Here is an 18957-nt window from a genome sequence, read left to right on the forward strand (position 1 = left end):
TTTTATGGCTTGGATATCCGGTCACACAATGGGGCGTTTTCCCCGGGCAATGCTCTGTTTTGGTTCCAGGATGCCTTGTTGTTGGTTCGATAAACCTGGGCGGAGGCTCTGCAACGCCGGTTGAGGAAGTTTGGCGCGCAACTTGCTGTGATGGGGCTGGTGTTGGTAATCCAATTCACGAGCGTACCAGTGATGGCTTCATGATCAACGGCGATCAGGCGGCATCAAGTATCACGGGCGGTTGTATCACATAGGGCAATGAGCCCATGAATTAACAGGCAAAGGCGCCTGGAGTCGAAAGGCTCTAGGCGCCTTTTTTTTGCATTTCGAAACTCATATCCAGAGAAATACTATGTCCTATCTAGCTCCTGCAGAGTTTGTCAGCAAAATGGTGGATGCCGGTGAGTCCAAGGTGTTCATGTCCACCCGTGACACCCTTATTCGTGCTTTTATGGCGGGTGCGATCCTGGCTTTGGCGGCTGTGTTTGCAATCACCATAACCGTACAAACTGGCATGCCGTTGATTGGTGCCATGTTGTTCCCGGTTGGTTTCGTAATGCTTTACCTGATGGGGTTCGACTTGCTCACCGGGGTGTTCGTACTCACGCCATTGGCGCTGCTCGACAGGCGTCCTGGTGTGACCCTGGGTGGCGTCCTGCGCAATTGGGGATTGGTATTTACCGGCAACTTCGCCGGTGCATTAACTGTGGCAGTCATGATGGCATTTGTCTTTACCTACGGTTTTTCTACCAGCCCCGGTGTCATCGGCGAAAAAATTTCGCACATTGGCGAGGCGCGCACCCTGGGTTATGCCGAGTACGGTCTCGCGGGCTGGCTGACCATTTTCCTGCGCGGCATGCTGTGCAACTGGATGGTTTCGATGGGGGTTGTGGGAGCGATGATCTCGACCACCGTCAGTGGCAAGACCATCGCCATGTGGATGCCGATCATGCTGTTTTTCTACATGGGTTTTGAGCATTCGGTGGTGAACATGTTCCTGTTCCCGTCAGCGATGATCATGGGCGGTAATTTCTCGGTAATGGATTACATGCTCTGGAATGAAATCCCGACTGCACTGGGTAACTTGGTTGGCGGCCTGGCTTTTACCGGCCTGACCCTGTACACCACCCATGTGCGGACGGCTCCTAAGCGCTCTTTCAGTTAATTGCGCCATAACGCCCCGATCCAGGTGCTGGCGGGGTGTGTCGGGAGTCGCATGACAAGCCAGCTCAAGGTTTCGGTAGGGCAATACTCGACCAGGGGACGCAAGCCGACCAATCAGGATTTTCACGGTATCTGCATTCCGCAGGAGCCGCAGCTGTCAAGCAAAGGCATTGCCATTGCCCTGGCGGACGGCATCAGCAGCAGCGCTGTCAGCCACATTGCCAGCGAGTCTGCGGTGGGCAGCTTTCTGGGCGATTATTACTGTACATCCGATGCATGGTCGGTGAAGAAATCGGCGCAACGCGTGCTGATGGCGACGAACTCCTGGCTCTATGCGCAGACGCGGCAGAGCCAGTACCGCTATGACCTCGACCGGGGTTATGTGTGCACGCTGAGCGCAATGGTCATCAAGTCGACTACCGCGCATATCTTTCATGCGGGTGATACGCGTATCTACCGTCTGCGCGATGGCCAGCTTGAGCAATTGACAGAGGATCATCGACTCTGGATCTCCCGGGACAAGAGCTATCTGAGCCGGGCGATGGGCATCAACGCGTATCTTGAGCTGGATTACCGCAGGTTTCAGCTGGAGCCGGGCGATCACTTTGTCTTGGCAACCGATGGCGTCTACGAGTTCACCAGCGCTGCGCGTGTGGTTGAGTTGATCGCCGAAGCCGGGGATTTGGATAGCGCTGCCCGGGCGATTGTCGAACATGCCTATGAACAGGGCAGCGATGACAATCTCACGCTGCAACTCGTCCGGCTCGACAGTCTGGGACAGCTGGACGCCAGCGAGTTACAGCAGCGACTGACCGAGCTGCCATTTGCTCCAATACTGGAGGCACGCGAGCTGTTTGACGGTTATCAGATAATCCGTGAACTCTACGCCAGCAGTCGCAGCCATATTTACCTGGCACAAGATATCGAGAGCCAGGCCCAGGTGGTACTCAAGGCTCCCTCGGTAGATATGCAACATGACCTGGCGCACTTGGAGCGCTTGCTTGGCGAGGAGTGGGTTGCGCGGCGTATCGACAGCCCGCATGTGCTCAAGGCACCGGCCCAGACACGCAAGCGCAACTACCTCTATAGCGTCAGCGAGTTTGTCGAGGGCCGGACGCTGCGCCAGTGGCTGCTTGACCACCCACGGCCCGACTTGGAGCTGGTGCGGGTCATGGCTGAGCAAATCGGTAAAGGCTTGCAGGCCCTCCATCGCCTGGAAATGCTGCATCAGGACCTACGTCCTGACAACATCATGATTGATCCCAGCGGTGGCGTGAAACTGATAGACTTTGGCTCGGTACAGGTTGCCGGTTTGCTGGAGATCAGCTCGCCCATTGAACGCAACCAGCTATTGGGCACGGCGCAGTACACCGCGCCTGAGTATTTTCTCGGTGAACGCGGCTCACCAGGTTCCGATCAATACTCCCTGGCGGTCATCATCTACCAAATGCTTAGCGGCCGGTTGCCTTATGGTGCCGAGGTGGCCAAGTGCAAAAAACGCGCGGCGCAGAACCGCCTGGTCTACCAACCGTTGCGAGACCATGACCTCGAACTGCCTGCCTGGCTGGATGATGTGTTGCACAAAGCGCTGCAACCTGACCCGCGCAAGCGCTACGCCGCACTTTCTGAATTTATCTTCGAACTGCGCCAACCCAGCCGGGAAATCCTCGGCAAGCACCGGCCGCCATTACTTGAGCGTAACCCCTTGTTGTTTTGGAAAGGGCTGTCGGCGTTCCTGGCGGTGCTGGTTATCTGGCTGTTGAGCCGGGGTGGTTGAGGAGCCTCTGAAAAGGGAGAGCGGTAACTTCCTCGGTTTACTGGCTTTTCAGAGCCCCCCAAGCGTATCTGGCAATGCTGCTTGGCATTAGTCTGGTGCGCCGCAAGCGGGATTTGCACCATTGCAGTTCCGGATAGTCCTGCTTTGAGCTGTATAAGCACCGCCAAAAGCGGTGCAAGACGCCTACTGTAGCGCTTTTGAAAATGTGGCATAAGCCTTGCTTTTACTAAGTCAATACCCTCGCTAGAAGTGGGTGGCCCAGGCGATCAAAGGCGATCGAACTATCTGCAAGGATCATGGGCAATAGTCGCTAGGCCAGGCATGCAGCCTGTAGTCCAGCGTTTACGAACAGGCAAAGGCGCCTGGAACCGCAAGGTTTCAGGCGCTTTTTTTTGCTTTGAAAACCTGATTGGCTTGGATAGGTGCTCTATGAACTCCAGTGTCGCAACCTTGAAAAATCCACAAACCCTGATCGTTATTGGCAATGGCATGGTCGGCCATCATTGTGTCGAGCAGTTGGTTGAGCGCGGCGCCCTGGCTCAGTACAAGATCCATGTGTTCAGTGAAGAGCCGTTGCGGGCCTACGACCGGGTACATCTTTCCGAATACTTTACCGGCCGTGATGCCGAGTCACTGGCGTTGAGTGGGGTTGAGCTCTATCAGCAGCCGGGGCTGACTTTGCATTTGGGGGTGCCGGTGCTGGAGATCGATCGCCAGCGAGCAGAGGTAATCACCGCCGATGGTTGTTTCTCGTTCGATAAGCTGGTGCTGGCCACGGGCTCTTATCCATTCGTGCCGCCAATCGAAGGCGCCGAGGGCGAGTCGCGCTTGGTCTATCGTACCCTGGCCGACCTGGACACTATCCAGGTTGCGGCCACGAATGCACGTCGCGGCGTGGTAGTGGGTGGCGGCCTGTTGGGGTTGGAGGCGGCCAATGCCCTGAAATCCCTGGGGCTGGAAGCGCATGTGGTTGAGTTTGCGCCGCGCTTGATGCCCGTGCAGCTGGATGATCACGGTGGCTTGGCGCTCAAGGCGCAAATTGAAGCGCTCGGAGTGAGTGTGCATTTGTCCTGCGCCACGCAGTCGATCAGTGCTGGTGATGAGTATCGCTACCGCATGAACTTTACTGGCGATGAGTTTCTGGAGACCGATCTGGTCGTGTTTTCCGCCGGTATCCGGCCGCAGGACGCCCTTGCCAGGCAGTGTGGTCTTGAGCTGGGGCCGCGTGGTGGCGTGGCGATCGACAGCCAGTGCCGTAGCAGTGACCCACAAATATTCGCCATTGGTGAATGCGCTGCCTGGAACGGGAGTGTCTTTGGCTTGGTCGCCCCCGGTTATCAAATGGCTCGCGCGGTTGCAGCGCAACTATGCGGTGAAGACAGCACGCCGTTCATGGGGGCAGACATGTCGACCAAGCTCAAGCTGCTTGGGGTCGATGTCGGTTCGATTGGCGATGCGCATGGCGCTACTGCCGGCTCGCGCAGCTATCGCTTTATCGACGAGGCCACGGCCAGCTATCGCCGCCTTGTGGTTTCGCCGGATGGCAAGCATGCCATTGGCGCCGTGCTGGTGGGGGACAACAGTTATTACGATGCCTTGCTGCAATATGTGCAAAACGGCATCAAGCTACCAACTGATCCCGCTTGCTTGATCTTGCCGCAAGGCGAGGGCGCACCTGCATTGGGCGCCGATGCATTGCCGGACACGGCCACTATTTGCTCCTGTCATAACGTCAGTAAGGCTGCAGTGTGCGCGGCGATTGATGATGGCTGTGCCGACCTTGCTGGGGTCAAGACCTGTACCAAGGCCGGGACTGGCTGTGGCGGCTGCGCAGCTTTGCTCAAGCAGGTTTTCGAGCATGAGTTGACTGCCCGTGGCGTTGTTGTCGACAAGAGCCTGTGCGAGCACTTCGCCTATACCCGCCAGGAGTTGTACTCGATTGTGCGCGTCGAGGGCATAGAGAGTTTTGACGAACTGTTGAGCAAGTACGGCAAGGGCCATCTTGGTTGCGACATCTGTAAGCCAGCGGTGGGGTCGGTACTCGCATCCTGCTGGAATCGCTCTATCACCGACCCCTTGTTGGTGCCATTGCAAGACACCAATGACACCTTCATGGCCAACATGCAAAAGAATGGAACCTACTCGGTGGTGCCGCGCATTCCCGGCGGTGAGGTGACGCCGGATGGGCTGATCGCAATTGGCGCTGTGGCGAAAAAGTACGACCTCTACACCAAGATCACCGGCGGCCAGCGCATCGATTTGTTCGGCGCACAACTACACCAATTGCCGGATATCTGGAGCGAGTTGATTGCCGCCGGGTTCGAGACAGGCCACGCCTATGGCAAGTCGTTGCGTACCGTGAAGTCTTGCGTGGGCAGCAACTGGTGCCGTTATGGGGTGCAGGATAGCGTGGGCATGGCGCTGGTTCTGGAGGATCGTTACAAAGGCTTGCGCTCACCTCACAAGATCAAGTTTGCCGTTTCCGGATGCACCCGCGAGTGCGCCGAGGCGCAAAGCAAGGATGTGGGTGTCATCGCCACTGAAAACGGCTGGAACCTCTACGTCAGCGGCAACGGCGGCATGCGCCCCCGTCATGCCGAACTGTTCGCGACTGACCTGGATGATGCCACGCTAATCCGCTATATCGACCGCTTCTTGATGTTTTACATCCGCACCGCCGACCGCTTGCAGCGCACCTCGGTATGGCGCGAGTCCCTCGAGGGCGGTCTGGATTACCTCAAGGCGGTCATCATCGACGATAGCCTGGGCCTGGCCAGCGAGTTGGAGGCGCAGATGCAACTGGTGGTTGATCGCTACGAATGTGAGTGGGCCAATGCACTTAATGATCCGGAGAAGCTCAAACGCTTTCGCACCTTCGTCAACGACAAACGCAGCGACCCGGATATTCATTTCGTCAAGGAGCGCCAGCAACGTCGCCCTGTCCGTGACACCGAGTTGTCCCTGATTCCGCTATTCGAGGAGGTGATCTGATGAGCCGCGTAGAAGCAAAAGTGCAGCAAGGCCAGGGTTGGCAGTCCTTGTGCAGTCGCCAGGACCTGGTCGCAAACTCGGGGGTAGTGGCCTGGGTCGATGGCATACAAGTGGCCTTGTTCTACCTGCCGGGTGAGCCCGGAGACAAACAACTGTATGCAGTTGATAATCGCGACCCCAAGTCTGGTGCCAATGTGATTGGCCGCGGCATTGTCGGCAGTTTATCCGGCAACTTGGTCATTGCCGCACCGCTTTATAAGCAGCACTTCCGCCTGGATGATGGCACCTGCCTGGAGTATCCGGAACAGAGCCTGCGCACCTGGCCTGTGCGCTTGCATGGCGAAACCGTAGAGATTGCGATGGGTTGAATACCTTGGGCAATGCACGTGATGCATTGCCCAAGGGGAGTGCTGTGCTTAGAGCTGAGTCGCCAAGTAGACGCCGCATAGGGCACAAATGGTACCCAGTGTGCAGAGTATGACTCGGCCGCGTGGCAGCTTGAGTATCAAGAGTGCGCCAACAGCACCGACCACATGAAGGGCGGCCGTGGTACTGAGGAAGCCGGCTGAATAGGCCAGCTTGTTGTCCATCACCGGCATTTCGTAGCCGTGGGCGTAGCCATGGAACATTCCGAAAATGCCCACGCCAAAGGCGGCAATGACCACCGGAAAGGTTTTCTCCAAGGCGATTGCAAGCCCTAGCAGAATTACCGACAGCACAATACCAATCTCAACACCGGGCAGGTCGACTTGCTCGAAGCCCAGTATCCCGCCGAACAACATGCTGCAGACAAAGGCGCTAGGGACGATCCAGATGGCGCGGCCACCCATCTGGCAGCTCCAGGCGCCAATGGCGATCATGGCCAGCAGGTGATCAACGCCGGATAACGGGTGCAGCCAGCCAGCCTCTGCGCCTGTATGCGCCTGTGCGGCGGTGCTGGTGAGCATGATGAGCAGCAAGAGCAGAGGTTGCTGGTAGTTTCGAATGCTAAAGGTCATGGGCGCCTACTCGCTGTTGTTATTGGATAGTTGAACTGTCAGGGAGGCCCACAGGCTTTCCCAATCGCTATCGTCTTCGACGCTGGGTTCCATGTGCACTGCGTTGAATAGCCACAAGCCTTCTTGGGGAAGCTTGAACGTGACACGGCCCTGGCTATCGGAGGTGGCGCTAAGCTCAATCGGTGGTTCGGCCTTTAGCTGAGCCTTGATCAAGGTGTTCGGCAGTGGCTCGCCGTTGAACAGCAGTTGAATGCCGAACGGCTTGTCACTGTCCAATGCCAGCGGATCAGTCTGCAGGACAAGCTCCAGCGGCAGGCCGATCTGCTGGTTATAACCCTGGCTTTGGCCGTCGACGAGGATGATGCTCTTGGCGCAGCGAGAGAAGTTCTCGCGACCGGGTGCGTCACTCAAGCCGAAGCGTTCGCGGGTTTTGATGACCTCGGTCAAGCCTTCTTCGCTCAGGTACTTGTTGAACTCTGATGCCGACAGCTCAAGGTGGGCGCTGTTGGTGCGCATACCGACCAGGGTCGCGCCAGGTGATCGGGTGGTGAAGTTGCCCACCGCGAGCGTGCGATCCCGACCGGCGACATTCCATTCGCCTTGGGCGTCCTTGGCCTTGAACCAGTTGACCAGGTTATCTATGCGAGGCGTTTGCACGCCAGGCCAGGTTGGTCCGACCCGAAGTTCGAACACCACTTTTTTTTCCAGGCCTGTCTGTGCGTCATGCGGGACCAGCCAGAACTCATGGGCCATGGCCAGCGGCGCGAGCATCAACATGCCCAGCACTGCCGTAGCTTGGCGCAGTCGCAAGCTTAGTTTCTTGGGAGCATAGGGAAAATCGTCTGCTAAAAAATCCATTAGCGAATACATAGCCTCATCCTTGATTCCGAGAAAAGTAACCCGCGGCAAATCAACTGCACAGCTGATTCGTCGCGGGTCCTGTGAGCCTGTGACGGTTTAGTCGACAGAAGTTGGGATCAGGTAGGGGAAGGTTGGGGTATGCAGTTTCGGATTAGCGATTTTCTGGTCGGTAGGGGTGCCCAGCATCATGCTCAATACGGCGCTCATGGCGTCATCATCCAGCGAGCGGCCATTGCGTTCGCTCGCGGAGTACTTGGCCGGGGTGCCCGTTTTGTAGGTAAGCACATCCGGCACCAGGGTATTGGTTACTTCGTCGGCGTACTTGATTGGGTCTTTCTGTGATTTGGCCAGTAGCACCGAGCGGGTGATGCGAGCAGATACAAATGGTTTGATTGCCTTTTGCGTGTCCGGACGGCTGCCATTAAGCACTGCCTTGAGCGCGCCGTTTTCGAAGAGCATGGTGTGTGAAAGCAAAGGATTTGCCGAGTACTGAACCTGCGTCCAGGCACCGTCTTTCTCCACGGCGGTGGTCATGAAGGCATGTATAGTCTTGGCAAGCATTGAGTTAGGTACATCCAGCACGATTGCAGCGGCTTTGCGGCCAATGAAGATGCTTTTGCCCTTGGCTTGCGCCCAGATTGCCGGGTCATAAGGTGTGCCGTTGTTGAGCTGTGCACGCAGCAGACCAAGGCTGGTGGAGTTGCCGTAGAACGGATCCTTGACGACGCCGGTCCAGACTTTAATGCCGTTTTTCAGTTCGACGGCCTTGCCAACGGTGCCTTCACCAATCTTGGTGCCGATGGTTCCGACAGCCGCGTTGGGCGCGTCAGACTGATAGAGGGTGAAATGATCGGCACCCTGGAAGCGGAAGCTAAAGGTATGTCCAGTTTTATAGCTGTCATCATTGGCTACGTGGATGTTGTACAGCCCTTTGGTTGAGAAGGTGCCATCAACCCCGGCTTTCGGTACGGCGCTTACGTCCATTACAAAGACTGTGTGATCAGGACGATCGGAGGCGAAAACGTAGTTGTCCAGTTGATTCAGCGTGGGCGTTTTTTGAACGATGGTAGATTCAAAATGATGGCTGGCCAGCGCCTGGTTGCTGCCTGCTATGGCTGCAGTCAAGGCGATTGCAGTATTGAGTGTCCTTAGGTTTTTGAACATATCTATCTCCTTATTGATTGTTTTTGAGCACTGTTACGCTTTTCCGTCCGTAGCGTAATCATCCTGAATGTCAGGTGTTGCAGGTACGGCAGGGGCCGTTAGATATCACACGGCGCAAGCTGTCCAGGCACTCAAGCCGCACAGGGTATAGAGCGGTTTTAATCGGGTCAACTTGAAGGGCTGTGCGGTCTGGAGGCGGCTTCCATGGCTTTTTGAGGGAGTCATGGCGGGGCTGGTATTTCATCATTTTATTGCGAATGTTTTGCATGGTGCGCCGGCCTTTAAGACATCTCCGGCCCCATTATCAGAGCCCTTCCTGGCTTCTTGTAGAGCTGGGCGCCTGATTGGCGACAATCTGGATACAGGAACAGTTAGCCCGGGCCTGAATCATCCATGAGGGCTCGCCTTGTCTGGATACGTGATTCCGGGCGGCCAGAGGCTCATGGGGATTTGGCGTGGAACCTGCATCGCCTGCATATTCGCCGGTATTTTGGCACCGGTACGGGAGAAGAATAATGCCTAGGCTGTTTCCGTTGTTAGCTTTGTTGGCGCTTTTGCCGATGGCTGGATGCATGACTGTCAGTGATATGGCAGCTGGCACCGAGTATCAATTGCGTGATGCTGGCGTGCTTGACCATAGCAGTACGCAGCGGGCGAACTCGCGTCGCTTGCAGGCTGACTCGTTTATTTATATCGCTCAGGGCTACTTCACCCCGCGTGGCGAAGCCAATCCAAAGGCTAATATTGTCGCTGAGGAAGCCTTCAAGGGCTTTATCGAGTACTTCCCGCTGGTGCGCAGGGCTCGAACACCGCTTGGCCTTGAGCAGGCAATGAGTGAGGCACGTGCAGCGGGTGCGCATTATCTGCTTTATGGGCGTTTTGCCACGGCAGATGACCGCATCGGCACGGGCACCGAATGGGAGGATCAAGAGGCGTTGGACCGTATTGGTGTCGATAGCGGGGTGATTCAGTTAATGTTGATCGAGACCAATACGCGCTACTTGGTCGACACCGCGCGGATTCGTAGCCGCGGGGGCTTTCTGACCTTTTATGATGAAAAGCCGGAAGACCTGATCGGCCCGCCGCTTGAACAGTATGCGCGTAGTCTGATTGGCTTGAGTGATTGATCGCACAGTGTCGTGTCTCTGTACCGATACTGAGCAGGGAGCAAAGGAGAGGGTATGACTGATTCAGGCAAGGCAAATGACCTGCTTTCGCAGATACCGAAAGGCGAAGGCAAAGGCTTGCCGCCGGTGCATTTGTGGAATCCGGATTTTTGCGGCGATATCGACATGCGTATTGCCCGGGACGGTACCTGGTTCTACATGGGCACGCCGATTGGGCGCAAGCCAATGGTCAAGTTGTTCTCAACCATTATTCGACGCGATGGCGATGACTACGTTCTGGTCACCCCGGTCGAAAAAGTCGGAATCCGCGTCGATGTAGCGCCCTTTGTGGCAATAGCGCTGGCGGTGGAGGGCGAGGGCGAGGCTCAGGTACTGCGTTTCACTAATAATGTTGATGATGAAATTGTTGCCGGTGCCGAGTATCCGATTCGTGTTGAACTGGATCCGCAAACCCAGGAACCCACGCCTTTTGTACGGGTGCGCACCAACCTTGATGCACTGATCCATCGTAATGTGTTCTATCAATTGGTCGAGCTCGCTGTGCCACGCGATATCGATGGCCAGAGCTGGCTTGGTGTCTGGAGCAGTGGCCAGTTTTTCCCCATTGCCCCGCAACCGGATTGAGGCACTCTGTGGGGCGTAATACGAAGCTTGTCCGCCAATGCAGGGCAATAAGCGGATGATAAAGGCGTCATCGGGGCTGCAAATTTTTAACTTGGCCATAAAAAATGCCCGCTGTTTTGGCAGCGGGCATTTTATTAAGCGGCTGTAATTACATGTTCGGGTAGTTCGGGCCGCCAGCACCTTCAGGCGCCACCCAGGTGATGTTCTGGGCAGGATCCTTGATGTCGCAGGTCTTGCAGTGCACGCAGTTCTGCGCGTTTATCTGGAATCGCTTCTCGCCATCTTCCTGGGTGACGATTTCATAAACCCCGGCAGGGCAGTAGCGCTGCGCCGGTTCGTCGTACATCGGCAAGTTCTTCCCAACTGGAATGCTCGCGTCAGCCAGTTTCAAGTGGCAAGGCTGCTCTTCTTCATGGTTGGTGCTGGACAGAAATACCGAAGACAGTTTGTCGAAGCTCAGCTTGCCGTCTGGTTTCGGGTAGTCGATGCGCTTGGAGTCAGCTGCAAGCTTCAGGCAGGCGTAATCCGGCTTGGTGTCATGCAGGGTAAACGGGATCTTGCCGCCGAAGATGTTCTGGTCGATAAAGTTGAATGCACCACCGAGCAGAGCGCCGTATTTGTGCATGGCCGGGCCGAAGTTACGGCTGCGGAACAGCTCGTCGTAGAGCCAGCTCGATTTGAAGCTGTCGACGTAACCAGTCAGTTGGTCACCACCTTCGCTGCCGGCAAAAAGCGCGTCGGCGACTGCTTCAGCTGCCAGCATGCCGGATTTCATGGCCGTGTGGCTGCCCTTGATCTTGGCGAAGTTCAGGGTGCCGAGGTCACAACCGATCAGTGCGCCGCCGTTGAATACCATTTTCGGCAGTGAGTTAAGGCCACCTTTGGAGATCGCGCGCGCGCCGTAGCTGACGCGTTTGCCGCCTTCGAGGTACTGGGCAATCACCGGATGATGCTTGTAGCGCTGGAACTCGTCGAATGGCGACAGGAACGGGTTGCTGTAGGACAGGTCAACGATCAGGCCGACGACCACCTGGTTGTTTTCCAGGTGATAGAGGAACGAGCCACCCATGTTCTCATCGTCCAGCGGCCAGCCAGCAGTGTGCACCACCAGGCCTTGTTCGTGCTTGGCCGGGTCGATGTCCCAGATTTCCTTGAGGCCGATGCCGTAATGCTGAGCATCGGCTTCGGTGTCGAGGTTGAATTTCTTGATCAGCTGCTTGCCCAGGTGGCCACGGCAGCCTTCGGCAAACAGGGTGTACTTGGCGCGCAACTCAATACCTGGCGTATAGACGCCTTCTTTTGGGTTGCCCTCGCGATCAACGCCCAAATCACCGGTGAGAATACCGGTGACAACGTTATTTTCGTTGATCAGGACTTCTTGTGCCGCGAAACCAGGGTAGATTTCTACACCGAGGTTTTCAGCCTGCTGGGCCAGCCAGCGGCAGAGGTTGCCCAACGAGATGATGTAGTTGCCTTCGTTGTGCATGGTCTTTGGCACGAACATGCCCGGGATTTTGGTTGCGCTCTCGGCGCTCTTCAACATATATATGTCGTCACGCTTTACCGGGGTGTTGAGCGGGGCTTCAAGCTCTTTCCAGTTGGGGAACAGCTCGTTCAGCGCGCGCGGCTCGAATACCGCGCCGGATAGAATGTGGGCGCCGACTTCGGAACCTTTCTCGACCACGCAGACGCTAATTTCTTTACCTGCGTCGGCAGCTTTTTGTTTCAGTCGGCATGCGGCGGACAGGCCTGCTGGGCCAGCTCCAACGATGACGACGTCGAACTCCATAAATTCGCGTTCCACAGGTTATCTCCTACTCAGGCACTCTTAATATTTTATAATGGTGGCTGGCTCGCGCCCAAAGCCATGCTGGCGCATTATATCTACACACGCCGTCCGGGCCAATACAAACGTTTGTTTGAATTTTCTGTAGGACTGTTGGAAAATTACTACAAGAAAGATGACTGGCCGGTTCGGTGTATTGACCACACCCTGCTCTGCAGTCAAGATACGGGCGGTTTTGCGCTCGCCGTCTGGGCTGAAGGTCGGTTAAAGCCGATTGGCATCACTAGCCAGGTCCATCTTGGCGACATTCCTATTCACCAGAGAGTAACGGGGAATCCATGAAGGTTCTTGTAGCTGTCAAACGAGTGGTCGACTACAACGTCAAGGTTCGCGTCAAGGCGGACAACAGCGGCGTTGATCTTGCGAACGTCAAGATGTCGATGAACCCTTTCTGCGAAATCGCTGTTGAAGAAGCGGTGCGCTTGAAAGAGAAAGGCGTTGCGAGCGAAATCGTCGTCGTGACTATTGGCCCGACAACCGCTCAAGAGCAACTGCGTACTGCGTTGGCTCTGGGCGCTGATCGTGCAATCCTGGTTGAGTCCAGCGAAGAGTTGAATTCATTGGCTGTGGCCAAGCTGCTCAAGGCAGTGGTCGAGAAAGAACAGCCGCAACTGGTTATCCTCGGCAAGCAGGCGATCGATAGCGATAACAACCAGACCGGCCAGATGCTGGGCGCTCTGACAGGTTACGCGCAAGGTACTTTCGCTTCCAAGGTCGAAGTGGCTGGCGATAAGGTCAATGTCACCCGTGAAATCGACGGCGGCCTGCAGACTGTTGCACTGAATCTGCCTGCCATCGTGACCACCGACCTGCGCCTTAACGAGCCTCGCTATGCGTCGCTGCCGAACATCATGAAGGCCAAGAAGAAGCCACTGGAAAGCCTCACCCCTGACGCATTGGGTGTTTCCACCGCTTCTACCGTCAAAACCATCAAGGTCGAAGCTCCTGCGACTCGCAGTGCTGGCATCAAGGTTAAGTCGGTTGCTGAATTGGTCGAGAAACTGAAGAACGAAGCGAAGGTAATCTAAATGGCTATCTTAGTTGTTGCAGAACACACTAACGCTGCTCTGGCTGCTGCCACGCTGAACACTGTTGCTGCGGCGCAAGCCATTGGCGGCGATATTCATGTGCTGGTTGCCGGTTCGGGCTGCAGCGCAGCTGCTGAAGCCGCTGCCAAAATCGCAGGCGTCACCAAAGTACTGGTTGCCGATAACGCAGCCTTTGCCCACCAGCTGCCTGAAAACGTTGCTCCGCTGATCGCTGAGCTGGGTGCTGGCTACAGCCACATCCTGGCTGCCGCGACCACCAACGGCAAAAACTTCCTGCCACGCGTTGCCGCGCAGCTGGACGTTGATCAGATTTCTGAAATCATCTCGGTTGAAAGCCCGGATACCTTCAAGCGTCCGATCTACGCCGGTAACGCCATTGCCACCGTGCAGTCGTCTGCTGCGATCAAGGTCATCACCGTGCGTGCCACCGGGTTTGACCCAGTTGCTGCCGAAGGTGGCTCTGCTGCTGTTGAGGCCGTATCGGCTGGCGCTGACTCGGGTACTTCGGCATTCGTGGGCGAAGAGTTGGCCAAGTCTGACCGTCCTGAGCTGACCGCTGCCAAGATCGTCATCTCTGGCGGCCGTGGCATGCAGAACGGCGACAACTTCAAGCACCTGTACGCCGTTGCCGACAAGCTGGGCGCTGCCGTAGGCGCTTCGCGCGCTGCAGTTGACGCAGGCTTTGTACCGAACGACATGCAGGTTGGTCAGACCGGTAAAATTGTTGCGCCACAGCTGTACATCGCTGTAGGTATCAGCGGTGCGATTCAGCACCTGGCCGGTATGAAAGACTCGAAGGTTATCGTCGCTATCAACAAGGACGAAGAAGCACCGATCTTCCAGGTTGCAGACTACGGTCTGGTTGCTGACCTGTTTGAAGCAGTGCCTGAGCTGGAGAAGCTGGTTTAATCCGGTTTACAAGCTCAATAAAAACCCGCTCACCGAGCGGGTTTTTTGTACCTCTGGCAATCCTCAGGAACTGGGTTTGGTAGCCTCAAGCCTGGCAACCTTGTCGAGAAATGCCCGGTAGTGCCTGGCTGTTTCTTCGGGACGCTCGATCATAGGTACATGACCGCAGTCTTTCATTACCACCACGCTTGGCTGCTTGAGTAGCGGTTGCATGACTTTGATGCTCGACACATCGAGAACCCGGTCGTGATCGCCCCAGAGCAACAGGGTTGGCGCTTCGATCTTGGGCAGTTCCGGCTCAAGCGGGATGTAGCGTTCACGCAGCTGGCTGAATATCTGTTTATTCAGCGTGCTGTTGGCAATGGCTTGCTCTGCCATGTAATGCTTCAGGCGTTCCGGCAGTACAGGCGCCTTGTAAAACACAAAATCGATAAGCTGCTCGAACTGCTGAGCATTATTGACCACCAATGGGTTGGGCTTGCCTTGCTCTATTCGTTGGTACAACTCGCTTTTTTGCGGCGCGTCGATACCGGCGTTATCCAGCAAGGCAACACTGGCGACTTGCTGCGGGTAACGCGCCCCATAGAGCGCGGCGATGTGCCCGCCCATCGAATTGCCGATAATGTGCAGGCGCTTGATGCCCAGAGCTTGGCTGAATGCGGCAACGCGTTCGGCCTGGGTGCCGACATCGTAGCTGGCTGGCGGTTTGCTGCTTTCACCAAAACCGGGTAGATCAAGCGCTATGACGTGGTAGCGCTTGGTGAAATAGCGGGCGAATTGCAGCCAGTTGTCCTTGTCTGCGCCAAAACCATGGACCATTAAAATGGTTTCGCCATCCTTGGGGCCGCCTTCGTAGTAATGAATGCTAAGATCGGCGACCTCAAGTTGCTTGCTCGAGAGACCGGCAACTGTCTGGCCGATCAGTTGAATGCTGGCCATGAGCGTCGCCGGGAATACATAGAGCACTGCGCTGGCCGCGGCAATGGTCAGGATCAGGGCGAGTAAAAGTTTTTTCATTGCATGTCCTTATAACCCGTTATTCTGCGCTGACGTTAAACTAGCACGAAGTTCAATCCGGGCGTTGAGGTGCTGTACGCGCCTCTTCAATGGTTAATCTGAGAGTTATGAATGCTTGATCGTCACTTGCTAAAGTCCTGCGTATTGGCCATCTCTTGCTTGAGCGTTTCCAGCCTGTCGTTCGCCGCAGGTTCATGCGAGCGCCTGGTGGCGACGGGCAATCCGAATAACCCGCCGTTCATGTGGCGAGACCCGCAAAACCCCAAGCAGTTAATGGGTGCCCAGGCCGATATGCTGAAGAAGGTCGCCAAGGACCTTGGTGTGCGCCTGGACGTGCTGTACAGCCGCTCATGGGAAAAAGCCGAGGAGGAAGTGCGCAGTGGGCGCATTGACCTGCTGTCTGGGGTTGAGCTTACCCCAGCCTCGCTTGATGACCTGGATTATATCTACCCCTCGGTATACAGCCACGACACCGTGGTTTGGGTACGCAACATCCTGAGCTTTCCCTATATCGAATGGGCTGACTTGCGTGACCGCAAAGGGGCAAAGGCGGCCGATGCCTTGAGCCCGGCGTTCACTGACTACGCCAAGGCCAATCTTGATATCGAGCAGGGCGCAAATTTGAGTCAGGTCTTTCAGAAGCTGATGCTCGGTGAGGTCGATTATGTGTTGGCCGAGCGCGAGTCAAGCCTTGCTCGGGCAACCACCATGGGTTTGCAGGATGACCTGCTGCCCTTGTCGCCGCCAATCGAGGGGCGCCCCATGTACTTGGCGCTGTCGCATAATTCGGCGTGCAATGACGCCTGGCTGCGTGGGCAGTTGGCCAAGAAAATGACAGAAATAGCTGCCTCCGAGCTGCCTGAATCATTGATCCAGAAGAACTTGCAGCTTTGGAAACAGCAACAATCAGAACCCGCTAGCGCGCCAAAGGTGGCTCAGTGATCAATCGAATTTATCCGGCAGGCATGGTTTTGCTGCTGTTGGCTGGCTGTGCCAACGACCCGGTACCCACCGAGCAAATGCGCCTTGCCGATCAGGCTATTGAGCAGGCCACCGCGGTGGGTGCCGTATCTACGGATGCTTCCATGCGACTGGCGCTGAGCAAACAACAACTGGCCCAGGCTGCACTGCTTGATGAGCAATACAAAGAGGCGCGCGTTCTGGCAGAACAGGCAGAACTCGACGCACGTGAAGCCGAGGCCCGGGTATTGGCGAGTAAAAGTTCAGCGCAACTGCTGGAAATCAACAAACGCATCAACCGGATGCGCCAGCAGTTGGGATCTCAGCTATGAGTAAAGGCTATCAGGTTGCGCTTAGTGTCGTATTGAGCCTTGCACTGGGCGGTTGCGCAGGTTCGCAGCAAGCGAGCAATGCTGCGCTGGAGGCCGCTCGTGCGAGCTTTCAGTCGGTTAAGGAGAATTCCAACGTCTTGCGCAGTGCGCCCAAGGATGTGATTCGGGCCGGGGAGTCGCTGGCGCGAGCGGATCGCCTGTCGAACTACTGGGGCAGTGAAGCAGACGTTGAGCATTATGCCTATTTAAGCCAGCGCTACAGTGCTATCGCCGTGCAGAAGAGCGAGTTGATGCTTAATCAAGAGCGCGAGGCCAAGTTGGAGCTTGAGCGTCAGCGCCTGCAACTGGCCCTGCGTGAGGCGAAAATGTTAAGCCTGCAAGAGCAGGGCAGCATGCTCGGCGACCAAATGATCAGCCTGGCAACCACCCAAACCGATCGCGGCTTGATCATAACCCTGGGCGATGTGCTGTTTGACGCCGGTCATGCCGATTTGAAGGCTTCTGCCAACCGCACGGTGCTCAAGGTTGTGCAGTTTTTGCAGCTCAACCCGCGGCGTATCGTGCGCATTGAAGGCTATACCGACAGCAGCGGCGATGATGCACAGAATCTCGAGTTGTCACGCGCTCGGGCACAAGCGGTGGCCGATGTCTTGACGGACTTGGGTGTCGACAGCAAGCGCATCAGTGTCAAAGGCTTGGGCGAGAGTTTTCCTGTTGCTGAAAACGCTTCGTTCAAGGGCCGCGCGCAGAACCGTCGGGTTGAGATTGTGTTCTCCGATGAGCTGGGCGGCCTGGGCGAAAGCCGCTAAACCCTGCGGTCGGGGGCTTTACCGCCATGGGCTAATCAAACAAGGATTTCTTGCTCGATTGCAAACCCGACCAGAGTGCCTCGAGGTGCTTGAAATTCCAGTTGTCCGGGTCTTCGCGGCTAATGATTTTGTCGCGCCCGGCAACTTTGCTCAGGTCAATAATTTCTTGCTTGATGGGCACTTTCGAGCGGGCGGAAAAGAACACCTTGACCACCGGTGTCAGTAACGACTTTGTGCTTTGTTCCATCACCACGGCAAGCCGACCGCTTTCCAGGCGAACCAGCGCTCCGCAGGGGTAAATACCCACGCATTTAACGAAGGCCTGGAATACTTGCGCATCGAAATGCCCCTGCCATTCAGCCATTTTTCGAATCGATTCGGCAGGGTCCCAACCCTTTTTGTAGGGGCGGTCCGAGGTAATGGCGTCATACACATCGCAGACAGCGCCCATGCGTGCAAACAAGCTGATGTCTTGCCCTTGTGTTTTGTTCGGGTAGCCACTTCCATCCATTTTCTCGTGGTGGCTGAGGCAAACATCCAGCACCTGTGGGCTGATCAGCGGGTTATGCAAAAGCATTGCATGCCCTGCAGCGGGATGGCTGCGTACCCTGTTGAATTCAGCCTCGCTAAGGCTCCCGGGCTTGTTCAGAATCGAATCGGGAATGGCCATCTTCCCGATGTCATGCAGCAGGCCAGCGATGCCGGCCTCTTTGACCAGTTCAGCCGGCAGCTCGAGCTCTTGAGCCAAGGCAATCATCAGGGCACTGACGGCAACCGAGTGCATGTAGGTGTACTCGTCGGCGGTTTTCAGGCGTGCAAGGCTGATCAAGGCGCCAGGGTGGCGCTGTACCGATACGGCTATTTCATCGATCAGCGATGACACCTGATCAACTGCGACAGCCTTGCCCATGCGTGCATCGGTGAACATTTCAACCACGGCAGCCTTGGATTTGGCACAGATCTTTAGTGCACGGTTGATTTCATCATTGAGCTCAACCTTGGCAACCCGCTCGGTTTGCAGCGCGGCACAGAGCAATGCATCGGTTTGCGCGGCAACCTGCTGTTCGGTTTTGCTGTTTTCAGTCTGGGCAAGATCTTCGCCCTTGCTGGCGTCAATCCACAGTTCACGCAGGTTCGAGTTACGTATCGCGCGCAAGTCTTCAGGGCGGGTAAGTAGAAAACGGCCTTTCCAGAATGGATGATCCATCCAGGAGCCCGCGAACTCATGGATGTACATTCCCAACCGCAGTTGGCTGATTTCGATTTTTTTGAGCACTGGAAGTTGGCGCTCCATGTTGTTATGCGTTCAAGTTTAGGTGTGGATTGTCT

General features: G+C 56.1%; 17 protein-coding genes. 11 read left to right on the plus strand and 6 right to left on the minus strand.

The window, feature by feature from the left end:
* Positions 1–352: 352 nt before the first annotated feature.
* The 4 genes from CHB79_RS16980 (at position 353) to nirD (ending at position 6300) form a co-directional block, all read left to right on the plus strand.
* Positions 353–1165 carry a formate/nitrite transporter family protein gene (locus CHB79_RS16980; RefSeq protein WP_010488846.1) on the plus strand — a complete coding sequence of 271 codons (813 nt, stop codon included), beginning with the start codon at positions 353–355 and terminating at the stop codon, positions 1163–1165.
* A gap of 51 nt (positions 1166–1216) precedes the next feature.
* A complete protein-coding gene (locus CHB79_RS16985; RefSeq protein WP_089360759.1) occupies positions 1217–2941 on the plus strand; it encodes a bifunctional protein-serine/threonine kinase/phosphatase in 1725 nt (574 codons plus the stop codon).
* A 429-nt stretch (positions 2942–3370) separates the two neighbouring features.
* Complete coding sequence (gene nirB / locus CHB79_RS16990; RefSeq protein ID WP_089360819.1) at positions 3371–5932, plus strand: nitrite reductase large subunit NirB; 2562 nt, start codon at positions 3371–3373, stop codon at positions 5930–5932.
* Positions 5932–6300, plus strand: a complete 369-nt coding sequence (gene nirD / locus CHB79_RS16995; protein ID WP_010488840.1) for a nitrite reductase small subunit NirD — start codon at positions 5932–5934, stop codon at positions 6298–6300. Before nirB ends, nirD begins: the two co-directional genes overlap by 1 nt.
* Before the next feature lie 48 nt (positions 6301–6348).
* Here the strand turns inward: nirD and CHB79_RS17000 are convergent, their stop codons facing one another.
* The 3 genes from CHB79_RS17000 to CHB79_RS17010 form a co-directional block, all read right to left on the minus strand.
* Positions 6349–6930 (minus strand): HupE/UreJ family protein, encoded by a 582-nt coding sequence (locus CHB79_RS17000; RefSeq protein ID WP_089360760.1) that lies wholly within the window; start codon positions 6928–6930, stop codon positions 6349–6351.
* A gap of 6 nt (positions 6931–6936) precedes the next feature.
* A complete protein-coding gene (locus tag CHB79_RS17005; protein ID WP_089360761.1) occupies positions 6937–7800 on the minus strand; it encodes a DUF4198 domain-containing protein in 864 nt (287 codons plus the stop codon).
* 87 nt (positions 7801–7887) lie between these two features.
* Positions 7888–8955, minus strand: coding sequence for a DUF4331 family protein (locus tag CHB79_RS17010; protein ID WP_089360762.1), 1068 nt, complete (start codon positions 8953–8955; stop codon positions 7888–7890).
* A 515-nt stretch (positions 8956–9470) separates the two neighbouring features.
* Between CHB79_RS17010 and CHB79_RS17015 the strand changes: the two genes are divergently transcribed.
* Entirely contained in the window at positions 9471–10082 is a 612-nt protein-coding gene (locus tag CHB79_RS17015; protein WP_425439610.1) for a DUF4823 domain-containing protein, read from the plus strand.
* Positions 10083–10136: 54 nt separating this feature from the next.
* Complete coding sequence (locus CHB79_RS17020) at positions 10137–10706, plus strand: DUF1285 domain-containing protein (protein WP_089360763.1); 570 nt, start codon at positions 10137–10139, stop codon at positions 10704–10706.
* A 148-nt stretch (positions 10707–10854) separates the two neighbouring features.
* Here the strand turns inward: CHB79_RS17020 and CHB79_RS17025 are convergent, their stop codons facing one another.
* The gene (locus CHB79_RS17025; protein ID WP_010488829.1) at positions 10855–12510 is read right to left on the minus strand and encodes an electron transfer flavoprotein-ubiquinone oxidoreductase; all 1656 of its coding nucleotides are present in this window, start codon (positions 12508–12510) and stop codon (positions 10855–10857) included.
* Positions 12511–12830: 320 nt separating this feature from the next.
* Between CHB79_RS17025 and CHB79_RS17030 the strand changes: the two genes are divergently transcribed.
* On the plus strand, positions 12831–13580 hold the full coding sequence (locus CHB79_RS17030) for an electron transfer flavoprotein subunit beta/FixA family protein (RefSeq protein ID WP_010488827.1): 750 nt from the start codon (positions 12831–12833) through the stop codon (positions 13578–13580).
* Complete coding sequence (locus CHB79_RS17035) at positions 13581–14510, plus strand: electron transfer flavoprotein subunit alpha/FixB family protein (RefSeq protein ID WP_010488826.1); 930 nt, start codon at positions 13581–13583, stop codon at positions 14508–14510.
* Positions 14511–14573: 63 nt separating this feature from the next.
* On the opposite strand, the gene CHB79_RS17040 is transcribed toward CHB79_RS17035, so the two are convergent.
* Positions 14574–15527, minus strand: a complete 954-nt coding sequence (locus CHB79_RS17040; RefSeq protein ID WP_089360764.1) for an alpha/beta fold hydrolase — start codon at positions 15525–15527, stop codon at positions 14574–14576.
* A gap of 111 nt (positions 15528–15638) precedes the next feature.
* Between CHB79_RS17040 and CHB79_RS17045 the strand changes: the two genes are divergently transcribed.
* From CHB79_RS17045 to CHB79_RS17055, 3 genes are read left to right on the plus strand one after another with little or no spacing between them, the layout of a single operon-like run.
* Positions 15639–16469, plus strand: coding sequence for a substrate-binding periplasmic protein (locus CHB79_RS17045; protein WP_010488824.1), 831 nt, complete (start codon positions 15639–15641; stop codon positions 16467–16469).
* Between the two features lie 23 nt (positions 16470–16492).
* The gene (locus CHB79_RS17050) at positions 16493–16819 is read left to right on the plus strand and encodes a DUF4398 domain-containing protein (protein ID WP_176443216.1); all 327 of its coding nucleotides are present in this window, start codon (positions 16493–16495) and stop codon (positions 16817–16819) included.
* The gene (locus tag CHB79_RS17055; RefSeq protein WP_089360766.1) at positions 16816–17628 is read left to right on the plus strand and encodes an OmpA family protein; all 813 of its coding nucleotides are present in this window, start codon (positions 16816–16818) and stop codon (positions 17626–17628) included. The genes CHB79_RS17050 and CHB79_RS17055 overlap by 4 nt, the downstream gene beginning before the upstream one ends.
* Positions 17629–17659: 31 nt before the next feature.
* On the opposite strand, the gene CHB79_RS17060 is transcribed toward CHB79_RS17055, so the two are convergent.
* A complete protein-coding gene (locus tag CHB79_RS17060; protein ID WP_029529607.1) occupies positions 17660–18904 on the minus strand; it encodes a cyclic di-GMP phosphodiesterase in 1245 nt (414 codons plus the stop codon).
* Positions 18905–18957 lie beyond the last annotated feature (53 nt).

Origin of the sequence: Pseudomonas segetis, from assembly GCF_900188155.1 — a bacterium.
In the GTDB taxonomy this organism is placed as follows: domain Bacteria; phylum Pseudomonadota; class Gammaproteobacteria; order Pseudomonadales; family Pseudomonadaceae; genus Aquipseudomonas; species Aquipseudomonas segetis.